Source organism: Paenibacillus sp. J31P316, from assembly GCF_056269105.1.
In genome coordinates this window covers 1,156,046-1,171,943 of record NZ_JBWDNI010000002.1, presented here as the reverse complement: position 1 = coordinate 1,171,943, position 15,898 = coordinate 1,156,046, and the positions used below count along the sequence as shown (strand labels likewise).

Below are 15,898 nucleotides of genomic sequence, written 5' to 3'. Positions count from 1 at the left end.
GAGGCAGAGAGCGGATGCAAACTTGGCTTCATGATCATCCCGTCTTAACGTATGTGTTGATTCTCGCGTTTACCATTTATATCTTTAATGCCGTTTTCCGCGCGCAGAAGCGTTTGCCGATTCTGAAAGAGATTTTGGTTCATGCCATCATGGCCTTTGGCGCCTTCGTGCTGTTCGTCCTGCAATTCGACAAGCTGCCGATTCTCCAATGCATGGCCGTTGCCGTCTTCATGATGCTTCTGCTTCGCGGCAGACAGCTCTACGACAAAATCAAAGCCAAACGCAGCAGCAGATCCGACGCGGAAGGGGTCTAACGCCATTGCGCCTCGAGGATGCCCTGTTTAATTGGCTGCAAATTCAGCTCGTTGCCGAGCAGCGTCCCGATGACCGCGCCGCTGCGGACACCCGCGATTTCTTTCTCGAAATCTTGACGGATGACCATGGCGTGACGGGCTTGCTCGTACATAAGACGGATGACACGATGATACATGTGAAGTATGTCAAAGATGACCGCACGAAGCTGCAGATGTACCCGAGAGAAGCCGCCGAGCAGCTGCTGACCGACATCAACCAGAATCCGAAATACAACTGACGAAGGTGGACCCCTATGACAAGGACGGCTGACAAAGATTTACGACCGAAGAAGAAAAACTACTGGCCGCGCCGTATCATGGCTGTTCTTCTCCTTGTGCTCGTCGGAGCTGCATGCTACATTGGCTACCTGATATTTGAGTCCAAACAAGCGCTGAAGGATATTACGACGGATGCAGACCCGACCGTTGTCGTGGCGCCTGAAGATTCCGTGAAAGTGAAGCCGGTCACCTTAATGATGCTCGGCATTGACACCCGCAAGAAGACGGGGACGATGAATACGGACGTCATGATGATCGTAGCGATGAATCCCAAGACCAAGTCTGCCGTAGTCGTCTCCATTCCCCGGGATTCGCGCATTCAGGTGAGCGGCTACAACAGTCGCAAGGCGAATGCGTATTACGCGAATTTCCTCAGGCAGGAGCATAACGACGGCTTGAAAGACAAGGAAGCGGAGCAAGCAGCGAAAAAAGGCATGCGTACGATGTTCGGCAAGTTTTTCGACATTCCGCTCGACTATACCGCGATGATCAACTTCCAGGGCTTCTCCGATGTCGTGGATGCGATTGGCGGCGTAACGGTCGATGTCGACATGGACATGCATTACGTGGATAAAGCCGACGGTACGGACATCGATTTGTCCAAAGGCCGTCAGAAGCTGATGGGCGACGATGCGCTTGATTTCGTCCGCTACCGCAAGTCGAATGACGGCAAGAACATGTCCAGCGATTTCGACCGCAACCAGCGGGAGAGCCAAGTGCTTGGCCAAATCGCTGACAAGCTGAAGTCATTCTCCGGCGTGCCCAAGATCGCCGGCGTCATCCGTGCGGTAGGCAACAATTTGCGGATGGACATCCCGTCAAGCGAAGTCGAGAACCTGCTCAAGACGTATTACGGCATCAGCGGCAGCGACATTACGTTCATTCCGCTCGAAGGAACGTGGAAGAGCCCTTACGTCTATTTGGACCAAAGCAAGCTGCAGGCCGCGAAGGATGCGCTTCAAGCAAAACTGGCTGAATGACGGGTGGAAGTAGGGACACTGCTATGCTATAATGGGTCCATCGGAGCATTCATGACACGTTAAGCAAGGAGGGCATGCGGATGACCGAACCCGTCACAGTACTTACTGACGAATTGTTTGGCGCGCTGAATCACGACCCGTTCGTTCTTCTGCACACCATCGATACGGACAACGGCTCCCCAACGTCCAGCGCGATCTCGTGGATTTATGCGGTCGACCGTACCACGCTCAGATTCGCGATTGACGGCCGCTCGCGCTTGTCTACGAACATGACTTCGAAAGCGGAAGTAAGCGTTACGCTGTTTGCGCCGGGAACCGTTCAAACGATCTACGGCACAGCGAAGCTTGCTTCGGAAGCATTGGAAGAAGTACCCTTTAAGCTCGTCTGCTTCGACATTGACATCGCTTCAATCCGCGATGCGATGTTTTACGGCGCGCGCTTGTCCGCTGGACCGGAACATGAGAAAACCTATGACAAAAGAGCTGCGGACAAACTGGATGGACAGGTGTTTGCAGCCATGAGAAAAGCCTAGTGAGCGTTCACTAGGCTTTTTCTGTTCATTGACGGTGTTTTCTTATTCCGGCAGACTCCAACGCCGACGTAACCGCATTGCTGCTCCACCTGTTTGACCTTGATCTGTCTCAACTAGTTTCGAACAACATCACGTTTAAAGCTTCTTCTGGTTTTTCGAGCCGGCCTGCTGGAGCTGGCGATCGAGGTTCTTCCGTTCCGTGGATTTCGGTTCCATTTTCATAGGCTGCACGTCCCGCGGAATTTGCGGCACGATTCGGCCGATGATGTCGGCCATTTCTTCGCCTAAGCCGGCGATTGGACGGCCGCGTCTAATATCGGCTCCGAGCTCGCTGAGCCTGTGGGAGAGGTCGATATCTGCGGTAACGATGGCGTCGACGCCGTAGGGATCCTTGTGGAACGCTTCCGCAACCGCGTATTTGACAGTACCGACGCGTGAACGGTCCAGGTTGCCGGCGACGTCGATACCGACGACTGCTTTATTTTTAAAGACCACGCAGTGCGCGCCCTTTACGCCCGGCACATGACGCGCCAATTCCTCCAAATGCGCGGCGACCTGCTTCGGGCTGCTGATGGTTTTCTTCTGCGGGGAGCTCTGCTGTGCATGGACGCGATTATCATTCTGCGGAGAGGGTGATGTCTCATTGCGGGCAACGGTGTTGCACCCTGCTGCCAGCAAACAAAGGAGCATAGCGGGTACCAGCCATTTCCTCATATTCGCCACCTGACCTTTCTAAAGTCTGCATCTTTTGTTCAAGCCCTTGTCGTAAGCTCCGCTTACAGCTCGGGTACGGAGCCTTCCCTAGTCGTAAGCCCCGCTTACTGCTCGGGTATGCATCCTACCCTTGACGTAAGCACCGCTTACAGCTCGGGTTTGCATCCTACCTAGTTTACCTAGAAGCGGGTTGCGCTATGTATGCCTTGAACGAAATTCCAACGCCAGGAGGGCTCACGATGAAAAAAATATTCGTGCTCGACACCAATGTTCTGCTCCATGACCCGCAAGCGATCTTTGCCTTTGACGATAACGAGGTCATTATCCCCGCGGTGGTGTTGGAAGAGATCGACTCGAAGAAAAGGCTGGCCGATGAGCTTGGACGCAATGCGCGGCATGTTTCCCGGCTGCTGGACCATATGAGAGAGAACGGACACTTGCATGAAGGTATCGTGCTGGATAACGGCGGATTGCTTAAAGTCGAATTGAACCATCGGAGCTTCGTGCGCGTGCAGGAGATGTTCGGCGAAATGTCGAACGACAACCGCATACTCGCGGTGGCCTTGAATTATCACTTGGAAGAGCAGGATAAGGGGGAGAAACGGCCGGTCATCATCGTCAGCAAGGACGTGCTCGTCCGGATCAAAGCCGACGTGCTGGGCATCGACGCACAGGATTATTTGTCCGATCAGGTGGTGGCGCCTTCCGAGGTTTATGCCGGCTATTTGACGCTGAAGGTGCATCCGTCCGTCATTGACGAATTTTATACGTACCGCTTCCTGACGATCAAAAACCTGCTGCTCCATATAAGGCTGCACCCCAACGAGTTCGTCATCCTCAGAGACGAGATGGGGACATCGAAATCCGCGCTGCTCAAGGTGAGCCAGGATGGAGCGAGATTGGAACCGCTGTACTTAAGCAACGATCCCGTGTGGGGCATAACGGCGCGCAACGCACAGCAGCGGATGGCGCTGGAGCTGCTGCTGAACGACGACATCCCGCTCGTTACGTTGACGGGCAAAGCGGGAACGGGGAAGACGCTCCTTGCCCTGGCCGCAGGACTGATGAAAGTCGAGGATGAGCATAAATACAAAAAGCTGCTGATCGCGAGACCCGTCGTGCCGATGGGCAAAGATATCGGCTACTTGCCAGGCGAGAAAGAAGAGAAGCTGCGTCCGTGGATGCAGCCGATTTACGATAATTTGGAGTTCTTATTCGATACGAAGAAGTCGGGGGATATCGATAAAATATTGATGGGTCTCGGAAGCATACAGGTGGAGGCGTTGACCTACATCAGGGGGCGGTCGATACCGGGGCAGTTCATTATCGTGGACGAAGCCCAAAACTTGACCCGTCATGAAGTGAAAACGATCGTGTCGCGGGTGGGCGAGGGCAGTAAAATCGTACTGATGGGGGATCCGGAGCAAATCGACCATCCGTATCTCGATTCCATCAGCAACGGACTCACGCATATCGTGGAGCGCTTCAAGCAGGAAGGCGTCAGCGGCCATATGACGCTGGAGAAGGGCGAGCGCTCCAAGCTCGCCCAGCTGGCGGCGGATTTGCTTTAACGGATAGACGGCGCGGCGGCTGGTTGGATGAGTTCATACGTGCAGCGGTAGGCGCGGGCGATTCCTGCGATCAGCTCCACCTGATGACGGTCGACGGCCAGCAGCCGCCGGCCGTCTTCTTGCGTCAGGGATGCAATGGCATGCTCGTCCGCCTGCTCGAGCGCTTGTTCGAGCTCCGAAGACGGATCCCCCGCAGCGGATAACGCGACGACAGCGGCAAGTCCTAGATCCACGAATGCATTTCCCTCGCGCGTGCGCAGTCCATAGTCGGTGAACGTACGATCGTTCGGCTCCCAGCCCGGTCCAAGCTGCAGCCACGTGCCGACCTCGCAGTCCACTTTATACTTGGAAGTAAATTGGATGATGGCCTCGCACTCTTCCGGCCCGCTCACGAACAGCAGCGTTTTGTGGCGGTCGAGCAGCGTAACGATGTCCGCGATGCCTTTGATGATTTGGGCGTAATACCCTGGAAGCTTGCCTTCGGGCAGATGCAGTTCAAGGCTGCAAACGGTCTTCATGAGCAACATTCTCCTTCTGTTCAGCGTCTATCGGTAGTATGAGGGATATCTCGGAGAGAAGCAATTCAGGGCGGGAAAGAATTGAATAGCGACAAAAAAGCGCTTTCTTGCTACAATGTAAGTTAGCTTAAATGGGCGAGGAGGGATAAGGTGTCACGCAGAAAAGCGGTTGTTTTGCTGCTAAGCGGATTTACGCTATGCGCGGCTTTGCTCGTTTCCCTAAGCAGCAAGCCGGGTTCGCCCATCACGCCGCCAGGCGGCGGGACACCTTCCAGCCAGCAGCCGGAGGTCGCGAACGGCGACGATCACGAACGGACAACGCTGTCGATTGCCGTCTCGATGGATGAGGCGGAATTTCAATATTGGGTCAAAGGCAACGAAAGCTATCAGCAAAGTCATCCGAACGTTTCGATCGAGATGACAAACATCCATACCGAGGATGCCGACGAGGCGCTCAAGAAAGCATCCGAAGCCGGCGAGTCCTTCGACATCATGCTCCTCGACGATGACCGGGTTCGCGAATTCGCGATGCTGGGATACTTGCTTCCCGTCGATGAGATCGTAACCGGAGATTCGGCCGCAGACTTGTTGGAAGCGCTCACAGGCATGGTGAAGTGGAACGGCTCGCTGTGGGGCGTGCCCGTAGACAGCAACCCATCGCTGAACGTATGGTCGAAGAAGCTGCTCCAAGCGGCAGGCAATCAAGAGCCGCCTTCAAGCATGAACGCCTTCAAGAATATCGTATCGACGCTGTCTGAGCTGAAGCCTGACGGGTTCAGCCCGTTCAACCTGAATACGGCAGATGCAAGAGATCTATCGGCTTGGATCGGCTTATTCCCGGAGAATGCAGAAGCGGCGGCGGGACTGTCTCCGTTCAACGCCAGCCAGAAACAGCAGCTGCAATTCGCGGCGGAGCATGCGCAGCAATTGACGCGATTCGATCCGTTGACGCAACGGGCCGGGCTGCTCCAAGCCTTTCGTACGGAGACGCTGCTCGGCGCTACGATTCCGTGGTCGGTTTATTTCGCGATGACGGATGAAGAGCGGTCGCTGCTTACGGTCGGATCGACGAAGAGTCCGGTCGTGCGCACGAACGGAAGAAGCTTCGTACTGACGGCAGAGACGGACAAGCTGGCCGAAGCAAGAGAATGGGTCCAGGACATGACCGCTTCGAACGAACAGCTGGACCGTTATCGAATCTTCGGACGGCTTCCGGCACGCGTATCCGTCATGACGGGCGAGTTCGTCTATAACGAAATCGCGGACCGGCCGCCCCATTTTCTCGCTCGCATGCTTCAGGCTGCGGCAGCGGCTCCGGATCCGCCATGGCGCGAGCGGTGGGTTCGCTGGTCGGAATTATGCGCATCGCTTGGCGGCAACGGGAAAGACTTCTTACCGGAGACGGCGGCGGGGCTGATCTCGGAGTGGAACGAAGAGCCCCTGGAGACAGCGAAAAACGGCGCCGAAGCGCCGCCCTCTAAGTAAAGCTATAGGCTGATGGAGAGCTTGATGATGAGGTTTCCGTTCTCTACGGCCACGGACTTTGCTTTGAGGAAAGAAACAATCTGCGCTGGATTGAAGCCGAGATCGAATTGTCTCTCCAGCTGCTTGCGCGTCGTATCCGGCAAAGCAAGCCCGTTGAAGATCAGTTCATCGACGTGAAACTGGATTGCGCCGTTCTTTTCCAGCGTATAATGCCCAAGCAGCTCGACCTCGAGGTCGTCGCGTTTACCGGTGATCATTACTTTGTCCGGCTCGAAGGCAAAGGCGAAATTGTCGAAAATCTCGTTTTGCTCGCGGAGGAACGCGTTCAGCTTGTCGTCCGGAATCGTCAGCGTATAATTAAAGCCGTCGATATCCAGCATGTCTTTGTTTTTCTCCACCCACTCGGGGATATGCCCCATCGCTTTGGACAACGCTTTAAAATAACGGTTGACCTCGACAAGGCCGACGTTCTGCCAATAATCCGTATATTCGTCGATCAGCGATCGCAGCTTGTCGGCATCGGACCGTCCGCTCAGCGAGGCATCGACATCGTTCTGCAGAGCGGTTACGCGGCTGCGCTGCGTTTGCAAGCGGGCTTCGACCTCATCCAGCTGCGCGGATTGCGAGTTCAGCGAAGCGATCGATTTCTTAAGCGCCTTGTACTGCTTCGTATAGTCGTTCAAGGTCGTTTTGTCGGAGGAGAAAATATAATCGAAATAGTCCATGACCGTCAGCAAGGCCGATAAATTGCGGGCGGACAGCACGGCGGTCAGCAGCACGTCCCGTTCTCCGGTATAATAAGCGCGCAGAACCTTCCCGGCATCCTCGCGCTTCTTGTCGATGGCAGTCTGTTGTTTCTCAAGCTCGGCTTGAGCGGACGACAGCTTGGCCTGGATACCGCTTTGTTCCGCTTGGATGCGCGTAATCTCCTTGTCGATTTCGACAACGGACAAGCTTTTCTCGAGCACGCTGCGGATCTCTTCGTCTTGCGGCACGGCGGGTTCGGCGAGAACGGGATAGATAGCCAGCCAGCTTGCGATCGCACCTGCCGTCAGGGCGGCAATCCAGCGGCGTTTCGTTCCTTGCACGGCCCGTCCCCCTTTCTGGCGTTTGCGGATGCACTACTATATGCGCGCTACGCATCTATTATATCTGGAACCTTTGATTTTGTCCTAGGCTTGGAGGTGCATGACGGCGTTGGAAGAGTTCAATCGGTTGGAGACGACCATCTTAACTACGATCGCACAAAGCGAGAGAAGAGGCTGGCTGGATGCGGCTGTTCCGGTAAGTGAAGCTGGGCTTCCCGCTATCACGTTTCATGCTTACATGGCGATGTGTCTATATGACGAGTCCGACGGTTATTACAAGAGCGGATCCGTTCGCATTGGCAAATCCGGCGACTTCTATACGAGCTCCGCTATCGGATCGATTATGGGCAGCAAGCTTGCGGGATATGTTACGAGGCTGGCCGAAGCGCAAGATAGACCGGCATGGATCATGGAGTGGGGAGCGGGCACCGGCGCTTTGGCCGTTCAAATGCTGTCGGCGTGGGAGGAGAATGCGGCTCTGTGGCTGGCCTCGGCGCATTACGCTCTTGTGGATGGGAATGACGTTCATTTGGACGAGGCGAAGCGCCGTTTAGCGGCGAGAGGAAGCGTGAATTTCGGCGAAGGGCCTGCTGTTGCATTCATGACGCCGCAGGAGGCGGAAGAAACGCTGCAGGGCAACGGAGAAGAGCGATACGTGGTAGTGCTCGCCAACGAACTGCTGGACGCGCTGCCGGTTCACCGCGTCGTCCGGAAGGCTGGCAGGCTGTGGGAGCTAGGCGTCGCGGCTGCTGTCCAAGAGCAAGAGGGACAGGCATTCCGTTACGTCTATATGCCGTTGTCCGATGAGCGTATCGCAAGCGTTCTTGGCAGGGACGACATCCAGCTTCGAGAGGGGCAGATCACCGAGGTGAACCTGGAAGCCGAGCATTGGATCAAAAGGCTGGGCGGACTCATTCGGCATGGCTGCCTCGTGCTGATCGATTACGGCCATGACGCGCATGAACTCACGGCTTCTCACCGCATGCACGGCACGCTGCTCTGCTATAAGGACCATATTGCCCGGGATGAACCGTTTCAGAACCCTGGAGGTCAGGACATGACCGCGCACGTGAATTTCACCGGCTGCCTGGCAGCAGGAGAGGAGGCGGGGTGGAAGCCTCGCTATTACGGCACGCAGAAGCAGTTTCTCCTCGACGAGGGCTTGCTGTCCGGTCTCTTGCAGCATGACGGCATGGATCCGTTCAGCGAAGCAGCGCGGCATAACCGTTCCATACGGCAGCTGCTGCTCAGCGACGCGATGAGCGAGACATTCAAAGTGCTCGTGCTGGACAAATCTGGATTGCCGAAAGCCCGTTAACCGATTCCATGGCATTGAAAAAGGCTGTTCCGGAGAGCTTGTCTCCCGGAACAGCCTTTTGGCTATTTTTTGAAAGTGATGGAGCCGTATATTTAGAATGGGTTCCCCATTACAAATACCGTCCAATACGTGAAGCCGACGAACGAGATAAACATGTATCCCCAGAACATCAGCATGTAAGTTCTTTCGGAAAAGTTCAAATAGCCTAACAGGACAAACACAGCGGTTTGGATAAAGAACAAGAGCGCCATCTCGTTCATATGCCCTGCAAACGCCATCAATGCGATTACAAGCGTCCAAAAACCGAGCACTCGGAACATGCGTGCCATGATTTCTCCCCCTCTCGTCAGTCTAGACCCGATTTCTATTGCCCATTATAACGTTTCAGGTAACGACTGTAAACTGTTTCACTCGTGACGAATTGGCAAACTTTTTGCCTTGTCGACGCGCTATAAGACAAGTTTGCTTCAATTTGTGAAAAAACATGTATGAGCCTAAAAAAAAATGGATATACAAATTAGTATCCGATAGATTCTATGAACTCTACCAAGGGCATAGAGATAAAGTAAGCGCCTAATGTTGGGAGGTTTTGGTTGCATGACAGCAGTGAGACAAGATGCCTGGAGCCCGGATGACGATCTTATCCTGGCCGAGGTTACGCTGCGGCACATTCGTGAAGGCAGCACGCAGCTAGCCGCGTTCGAGGAAGTTGGCGAGCGAATTGGCCGGACATCGGCCGCTTGCGGATTTCGCTGGAACAGCTGCGTACGCAAACGGTACGAGGATGCCATCCAGATCGCGAAGCAGCAGCGTCAGAAACGGAATTATATGAAAAAGCAAACGTACGCCGCGGCCCCTCATGTGTCGTCCATTCATGTCGTGGACGTCGAGGAACGCGCATACAAGAACGACCCGTTGACGGAAGAGTCGTTGTCGATCGATACCGTCATTCGGTTTTTGCGCCAGTGGAAGGGCACGTACCAGGAACTCAACCGTCAGATCAAGTCGCTTGAACGCGAGCTGCGCGAGAAAGACGAGGAGCTGCATACGCTGCGCGAGATCAATGAACGCCTGTCGCTGGAAGTGAACAACGCGCAAACCGATTACCGTGCCGTGAATGACGATTACAAAACGCTCATTCAAATCATGGATCGCGCCCGCCGCCTCACCGTTTTGACGGAAGAGGACGAAGCAAAGCCGAGGTTCAAAATGGACGCGAACGGCAATTTGGAACGAATCGAATAACTAGCTTGCCGCTGCAAGGCGGCAGCACGCTTAAAATCTCTCCGTGCCTCTATCGGCCGCGGCGGGATTTTTTAGTTTGTTTCTGCTACGATAGCCGTATACATCTTACAAGAAAGCCGAGGCGGGAGCATGAGAATCATCATCGTCGGCGGCGGTGCGATAGGGCTTCTCCATGCGGCAAGGCTGGCACGGGCTGGGGAACAAATCATGCTGCTGACGCGAACGGACAAGCAGGCGGAAGCCTTGTCGACGGAAGGCCTTCTATTAATAGAGATCGCGGGAACGCAGCTACGGGTGCCGGTACCTGCCAGCTCTTTGAACGCTTATACGGCAGCGGGAAGACAACGGGCGTTCGCTCCGGATTGGGTGCTTTTGGCCGTGAAGCAGCCGAACCTGAATGAGGAGCTGATCGGGGAGCTGAAGCTGCTCATGGCCGGCGGCGTCCCGCTGGTCGCGCTCCAAAACGGCATCGGTCATTTGGAGCTTCTTCGACAAGCTCTGCCGCAATCGCCGGTATATGCCGCCGTAACGACAGAAGGCGCGCTTCGGAAGGATGCACGAACGGTCATGCATACCGGAACGGGGCAGTTGACGTTCGGCAGCTGGACGGAAAGCGAGAAAAACGATGTCAAACCGCAAAAAATGTTGCTTCAAGCGTTGATTGGTGCAGGAATTCAAGCCAAACTGTCGAAAGAGATGAAAGATCAAGTTTTCCTAAAGTTGTTAGTTAATGCGGTCATTAATCCGCTTACGGCGATATTTCAAGTCAAGAACGGCGAGCTGCCCAAGGATCCATACCGCCTTCAGCTGATGCGAACACTTCACGACGAGAGCGAACGCATACTGCGTGCAGCCGGACTGCAATCGGATGCCGACCATTGGGAGCGGCTGCTCGGCGTATGCGCCGCTACGGCTGCCAACGAGTCATCCATGCTGCGGGATATTCGCGCGGGCCGAATGACCGAGATCAACTGGATAAACGGCGGAATCGCCCAGCGCGCGAAGCAGCTCGGATTGCCGTCGCCGATGAACGAAGCCGTACTGGCGCTGGTCGAGGCGCTGCATGTTTCTTGATCGATCTGGAGGAGGGGAATCGGGATGCAGTGGATTTGGGAAAGCATCAAGCATGTCTATGCCATCTCGGCGGTTCTTCCTGTCATTCCGTTTCTGCTCGTCTATTTCGGTTATGCCAGCGTCACCGGCGATCGCAAGAAAGCGTTTCGCATGGCGATGGACATTACGACAGCGCTCCTGATCGGCTGCGTCGCGGTGCTGTTCAACGAGACTTTCAATAGCAGCTTCGGCCTGTACGGCATCCTGCTCATCCTGCTTCTCGGCGGCGGATTGCTCGGAAACGTGCAATACCGTTCCAAGGGGACGCTGAACATGCAGCGGATCATGCGGGCGATTTGGCGGCTCGGCTTTTTTTTAATGAGCTTCTGTTATGTGATCCTGATGTGCATCGGCATCGGGAAGAGCTTGTTCACGGCATGATCCCGAACCTGCACCCTCCTATCATGGGAGGGTGTTTTATTTTGACGGTTACCGAAACAATGTGTACAATAAGTGAGAAAAAACGCACTCCATGCATAGCCTGTAAACCGGAAAAAGAAAGGTAGAGACTGCCCGATGAGAACAGAATCGGTCCAGCTGCCTTTCAGTCAACCGATCGCCGAAGCTTACATAAAGCGAAGCCACCCCGGGATAGAAGCATTATTCGGCAGTCATCCCGCCGAGGAAGCGCATTGGCACCGACGCTTGAATTGGCTGAAAGCTCATGCGGACAAACGCGTAGAGTCCGAGCGTCTAGCAGAGGTTTTGCTGGCGTATAATAAACGAACGAATGATCATCCGTCCGTGCTGGCGAATATCGAGGCGATCCGGGCCGGAGCGCCGGTCGTCGTCACCGGCCAGCAGGCGGGTCTTTGGACAGGGCCGCTGCTTGTCATACATAAAGCCATTACCGCGATCGCGGCCGCCAAAGATGCCTCTCAGTTGACGGGGACGCAAGTGGTGCCCGTTTTCTGGATCGCGGGGGAGGATCATGATTGGGAAGAAGCGAATCATGCCTTCATCCGGAGCGGCGAAGCGGCGCTGACGCGCATATCCGTGTCGCGACCGTTCGGCGTCCGCACGTCGGTAAGCCGTACGAAGCTGGAGCAGTCTAAGTTGACCGAAGCGCTTCAGCGCCTGAGTGCTTCGCTGCCTGACACCGCCTTCAAGCGCGAGCTGTTGGAAACGCTGGAGGGCTTCGCCGCGCGCTGCAGCGATTTGTCCGAGTGGTTCGCCCTGACGTTGGGATGGTTGTTCGGCAAACACGGTCTCGTGCTCATGGACTCCGACGATGCCGGCGTTCGTGCGTTGGAAGCGCAGATGTTCAAACAGATTCTTCTTCGTAACGATGAGCTGGAAGCCGCGTATATGCGCACGGCCAACGCGGTCCGGGAGCTCGGATATGCGCTCCCGGCCGACGTGTCGGAGAACTGCGCGAATGTGTTCCTGTTCGAAGACGAGGAGCGGGTGCTGCTGTATAAGCAGGACGGCGACTTCCGTAACCGCAAGGAAACGGTGCGCGTGCCCCGCGAGGAGCTGCTTCGCATCGCGGAGCAAGAACCGCAGCGGCTCAGCAACAACGTGCTGACTCGCCCTCTAATGCAGGATTATTTGCTGCCGGTGCTCGGAGCCGTCCTGGGCAATGGCGAAATCGCGTATTGGACCTTGACCGGGGAAGCCTTCCGCTGCCTGGGCATGGAGATGCCGCTCATCATTCCTCGGATGTCCTACACGCTCGTGGAAGGGACGGTCGAGAAGCATATGGCCAAATACGGCTTAAGCTTCTACGACGTGGCGCAGCATTACGACGAACATCGGGCTGGCTGGCTCAAAGAACGGGATGACCTCGATATCGAGGGACGTTTCGATGCCGCGCGGACGGGATTCGAAGCGATTTACAAGCCGGTGATGGAGATGTCGGCATCGATCGGGCGAGGTCTGGAGGATCTGGGAGCAGTCAATCTTCGCCGGATTCAGGACCAAATCTCGTACCTGGAGAAACGGACCAAAGAGGCGCATGCGAGACGCTTCGATACCGCGCTGCAGCAACAGGACAGCGTTGCGCTTGCGCTGTGGCCGGATAACCAGCCGCAAGAGCGGGTATTGAATATGACGGATATTTGGAACCGCTCGGGTTCCGCATGGCTGGATAAGCTGCTGGATGCGCCGTATGATCGGTCGGGCGGCCATTATTTGATTTATTTATAAACGAAGGGAAGCTGAACATGACGGTGAACGAGAAACAAAACAGCATCGTGCGCGATATGGCGCTTGCGCCTGAAGGGCATCTGAAAATCGACTGGGTCGCGGCGCATATGCCCGTATTGAACCGCATTCGGGAGCAGTTCGAGAAGGAGCAGCCGTTCAAAGGGTTGAAGGTTGCGATCTCGCTTCATCTGGAAGCGAAAACCGCTTACTTGGCGAAAGTCGTCCAAGCAGGCGGCGCTGAAGTCACGATTACGGGAAGCAATCCGCTGTCGACGCAGGACGATGTGTGCGCGGCATTGGTGGAGGACGGAATTACGGTCTTCGCCAAATACAATCCGGAACCGAAGGAATACAAGGAGCTGCTGATCAAGGCGCTGGAAACGAAGCCGGACCTGATCATCGACGACGGCGGCGATCTCGTGTCCATTCTTCATGCGGAGCGTCCGGAGCTGATGGCGCAAATCCGCGGCGGCGCGGAAGAAACGACGACGGGCATTCTTCGCCTGAAAGCCATGGAGAAGGACGGTTCGCTGAACTTCCCGATGGTGGCTGTGAACGACGCCTACTGCAAGTATTTGTTCGATAACCGTTACGGCACGGGCCAATCCGTATGGGACGGCATCAACCGGACGACGAATTTGGTCGTCGCGGGCAAGACCGTCGTTGTTGTCGGTTACGGCTGGTGCGGCAAAGGCGTAGCGATGCGGGCCAAGGGACTTGGCGCGCAGGTCATCGTAACCGAAATCGACGCAATCCGCGCGGTGGAAGCGTATATGGACGGCTTCACCGTCCTGCCGATGAGCGAAGCGGCGAAGCTGGGCGATTTCTTCGTCACGGTAACCGGGAACCGCGACGTTATTCGCGGCGAGCATTACGAAGTGATGAAGAACGGTGCGATTCTGTCCAATGCCGGCCACTTCGACGTCGAAGTGAACAAACCGGAACTGGAAGCGTTGTCCACGAGCAAGCGGGTCGTGCGCCGCAATATAGAGGAATATCTTCTGAAGGACGGCCGCAGCATCTACTTGCTGGCGGAAGGCCGTCTCGTCAACCTGGCGGCAGGAGACGGACACCCTGCGGAGATCATGGACATGACGTTCGCGCTGCAGGCGATGTCGCTGAAATACGTCAACGACAACTTCGAATCGATCGGCAAGAAAGTCGTGAACGTGCCGTACGAACTCGATGAGCAGGTCGCGCGCTATAAGCTGGAAGCGATCGGCACGAGCATCGACAAGCTGAGCGACGAGCAGAAGTCGTACCTCGACAGCTGGCAGGAGCATTAATCATAACGTTGCTGGATGAATCAAGAGCCTTTTCCTTGCGGAAGGGCTCTTTTTGCTATCGAGAAGCGCTTGCAACATTTGGAAGCTCTTCTACGTTTGGTAAGTAGGCCGTATCAATCATAGAGGGGGCTATTCAATGACAAACGCAGGGAAGAGTACAGAGAGACAGCGTAACGGCAGGAAATGGATGGCGGCATGGTTAGGTCTTATCTTGATGGCGTGGCTGCTCGCGGGATGCTCGGCGGCGAACAGCGACCAGAGTACCGCGGGAGACGCCGGGAACGGCGGCAATGCCGACATGTCGATGGATAGGTTAAAGGCGACTACGCAGTCCAGCTCGAATTCGTCAACGGCGAATGAAGCAACGTCGGACCAACCTGCTTCTCAAGAGACGGCTGCGGCGACGGATTCGGGAACAGGTTCGGGGGCGGGAGCCGTCTTGGGCGAAACGTCAAGCGATACCGATCCAAGCTTCGACCGCAAGATCGTCTATAAAGGCAACGTTACGATGGAAGTGAAAGCTTATGACACCGCGCAGACGGCGCTGCGCAATCTCATCCATCTCTCCGGCGGCTATTTGTTGAAGTTCGCGGATCAGAAGACGGCGGTGGAGAGGGGGGGCACGTTCACGATCAAGATTCCGGCATCCGGCTTCGACGGTTTCTTGAACGGGCTGGAGAAAATCGAGCATCTAAGCATTCAAAGCAGCGCGCAGGGGACGGACGTAACGGAAGAATATGTAGACATGCAGGCGCGCCTGAAAGCGAGGCAGGTCGTCGAGGCCAGACTGCTCGACTTCATGTCGAAGGCGACGAAGACGGCCGATCTGCTGCAAATCTCGACGCAGCTCGGCGACGTCCAGACGGAGATCGAGCGCATCAAAGGCCGCATCCGTTATCTGGATAACAACGTCGCCTATTCGACCATCGATCTTCGGATGTATGAAGTAACGGATGCGGCCGCAACGAAAGACGAGGCGAACCGCGGTTTCGCGGAGCGGATTACGGATGCGGTCCGCGGCAGCGCGGATGTCATGTATGCGTTCCTGCAAGGTTTGGTCGTCGTGCTCGCAGGGGCTATTCCGGTCGTCGTGGTGCTTGCCGTCATCGGCATACCGTCCTACGTTGTCTATCGAAACAACAGCAGGAAGCGCGCAGCCGAGAGACTGCATGCCCCGGTATCGCTTCCGGCCCCGCAGCAGGCCGAAGCCTCGAAGACCGAGCAGGAAGAGCCGAACGCGGACGGCGAAGCTGACAAATAAAGCAAC

17 protein-coding genes are annotated in these 15,898 nt (G+C 55.7%); 13 read left to right on the top strand and 4 right to left on the bottom strand.

The genetic code is table 11. The annotated features are described in order from the left end of the window. Positions 1 to 14: 14 nt before the first annotated feature. From AC0YNU_RS10910 to AC0YNU_RS10895, 4 genes are all read left to right on the top strand, one after another. On the top strand, positions 15 to 314 hold the full coding sequence (locus AC0YNU_RS10910; RefSeq protein ID WP_475756089.1) for a YlaH-like family protein: 300 nt from the start codon (positions 15 to 17) through the stop codon (positions 312 to 314). Between the two features lie 5 nt (positions 315 to 319). Next, the gene (locus AC0YNU_RS10905; RefSeq protein WP_475756087.1) at positions 320 to 592 is read left to right on the top strand and encodes a hypothetical protein; all 273 of its coding nucleotides are present in this window, start codon (positions 320 to 322) and stop codon (positions 590 to 592) included. A gap of 15 nt (positions 593 to 607) precedes the next feature. Further along, a complete protein-coding gene (locus AC0YNU_RS10900) occupies positions 608 to 1,612 on the top strand; it encodes an LCP family protein (RefSeq protein ID WP_475756085.1) in 1,005 nt (334 codons plus the stop codon). Between the two features lie 80 nt (positions 1,613 to 1,692). Then, on the top strand, positions 1,693 to 2,145 hold the full coding sequence (locus AC0YNU_RS10895; RefSeq protein WP_475756083.1) for a PNPOx family protein: 453 nt from the start codon (positions 1,693 to 1,695) through the stop codon (positions 2,143 to 2,145). A 135-nt stretch (positions 2,146 to 2,280) separates the two neighbouring features. Here AC0YNU_RS10895 and AC0YNU_RS10890 read toward each other — a convergent pair whose 3' ends face one another. Further along, positions 2,281 to 2,859 carry a YhcN/YlaJ family sporulation lipoprotein gene (locus AC0YNU_RS10890; protein ID WP_475756081.1) on the bottom strand — a complete coding sequence of 193 codons (579 nt, stop codon included), beginning with the start codon at positions 2,857 to 2,859 and terminating at the stop codon, positions 2,281 to 2,283. A 239-nt stretch (positions 2,860 to 3,098) separates the two neighbouring features. Between AC0YNU_RS10890 and AC0YNU_RS10885 the strand changes: the two genes are divergently transcribed. Beyond that, entirely contained in the window at positions 3,099 to 4,430 is a 1,332-nt protein-coding gene (locus AC0YNU_RS10885; RefSeq protein WP_475756079.1) for a PhoH family protein, read from the top strand. Here AC0YNU_RS10885 and AC0YNU_RS10880 read toward each other — a convergent pair. Further along, entirely contained in the window at positions 4,427 to 4,948 is a 522-nt protein-coding gene (locus AC0YNU_RS10880) for a hypothetical protein (protein ID WP_475756077.1), read from the bottom strand. The two genes, AC0YNU_RS10885 and AC0YNU_RS10880, sit on opposite strands and share 4 nt — an antisense overlap. A gap of 150 nt (positions 4,949 to 5,098) precedes the next feature. On the opposite strand from AC0YNU_RS10880, the gene AC0YNU_RS10875 reads away from it, so the two are divergent. Beyond that, positions 5,099 to 6,433, top strand: a complete 1,335-nt coding sequence (locus AC0YNU_RS10875; RefSeq protein WP_475756075.1) for an ABC transporter substrate-binding protein — start codon at positions 5,099 to 5,101, stop codon at positions 6,431 to 6,433. Positions 6,434 to 6,435: 2 nt separating this feature from the next. Here AC0YNU_RS10875 and AC0YNU_RS10870 read toward each other — a convergent pair whose 3' ends face one another. After that, positions 6,436 to 7,521, bottom strand: a complete 1,086-nt coding sequence (locus tag AC0YNU_RS10870) for a coiled-coil domain-containing protein (protein WP_475756073.1) — start codon at positions 7,519 to 7,521, stop codon at positions 6,436 to 6,438. Between the two features lie 100 nt (positions 7,522 to 7,621). Here AC0YNU_RS10870 and AC0YNU_RS10865 point away from each other — a divergent pair, with 100 nt between their 5' ends. Further along, entirely contained in the window at positions 7,622 to 8,839 is a 1,218-nt protein-coding gene (locus AC0YNU_RS10865; protein ID WP_475756071.1) for a class I SAM-dependent methyltransferase, read from the top strand. A 92-nt stretch (positions 8,840 to 8,931) separates the two neighbouring features. Here AC0YNU_RS10865 and AC0YNU_RS10860 read toward each other — a convergent pair whose 3' ends face one another. After that, on the bottom strand, positions 8,932 to 9,168 hold the full coding sequence (locus tag AC0YNU_RS10860; protein WP_090638377.1) for a DUF2626 domain-containing protein: 237 nt from the start codon (positions 9,166 to 9,168) through the stop codon (positions 8,932 to 8,934). 268 nt (positions 9,169 to 9,436) lie between these two features. Here AC0YNU_RS10860 and AC0YNU_RS10855 point away from each other — a divergent pair, with 268 nt between their 5' ends. The 6 genes from AC0YNU_RS10855 (at position 9,437) to AC0YNU_RS10830 (ending at position 15,892) form a co-directional block, all read left to right on the top strand. Beyond that, the gene (locus tag AC0YNU_RS10855) at positions 9,437 to 10,084 is read left to right on the top strand and encodes an RsfA family transcriptional regulator (RefSeq protein WP_475756069.1); all 648 of its coding nucleotides are present in this window, start codon (positions 9,437 to 9,439) and stop codon (positions 10,082 to 10,084) included. 129 nt (positions 10,085 to 10,213) lie between these two features. Beyond that, a complete protein-coding gene (locus AC0YNU_RS10850) occupies positions 10,214 to 11,158 on the top strand; it encodes a ketopantoate reductase family protein (RefSeq protein ID WP_475756067.1) in 945 nt (314 codons plus the stop codon). 24 nt (positions 11,159 to 11,182) lie between these two features. After that, a complete protein-coding gene (locus tag AC0YNU_RS10845) occupies positions 11,183 to 11,578 on the top strand; it encodes a DUF3397 domain-containing protein (RefSeq protein WP_475756065.1) in 396 nt (131 codons plus the stop codon). A gap of 135 nt (positions 11,579 to 11,713) precedes the next feature. Further along, positions 11,714 to 13,345, top strand: a complete 1,632-nt coding sequence (gene bshC, locus AC0YNU_RS10840; protein ID WP_475756063.1) for a bacillithiol biosynthesis cysteine-adding enzyme BshC — start codon at positions 11,714 to 11,716, stop codon at positions 13,343 to 13,345. Between the two features lie 17 nt (positions 13,346 to 13,362). Then, positions 13,363 to 14,631, top strand: coding sequence for an adenosylhomocysteinase (locus tag AC0YNU_RS10835; protein ID WP_475756061.1), 1,269 nt, complete (start codon positions 13,363 to 13,365; stop codon positions 14,629 to 14,631). 136 nt (positions 14,632 to 14,767) lie between these two features. Continuing rightward, positions 14,768 to 15,892, top strand: a complete 1,125-nt coding sequence (locus AC0YNU_RS10830; RefSeq protein WP_475756059.1) for a DUF4349 domain-containing protein — start codon at positions 14,768 to 14,770, stop codon at positions 15,890 to 15,892. Positions 15,893 to 15,898: the final 6 nt, after the last annotated feature.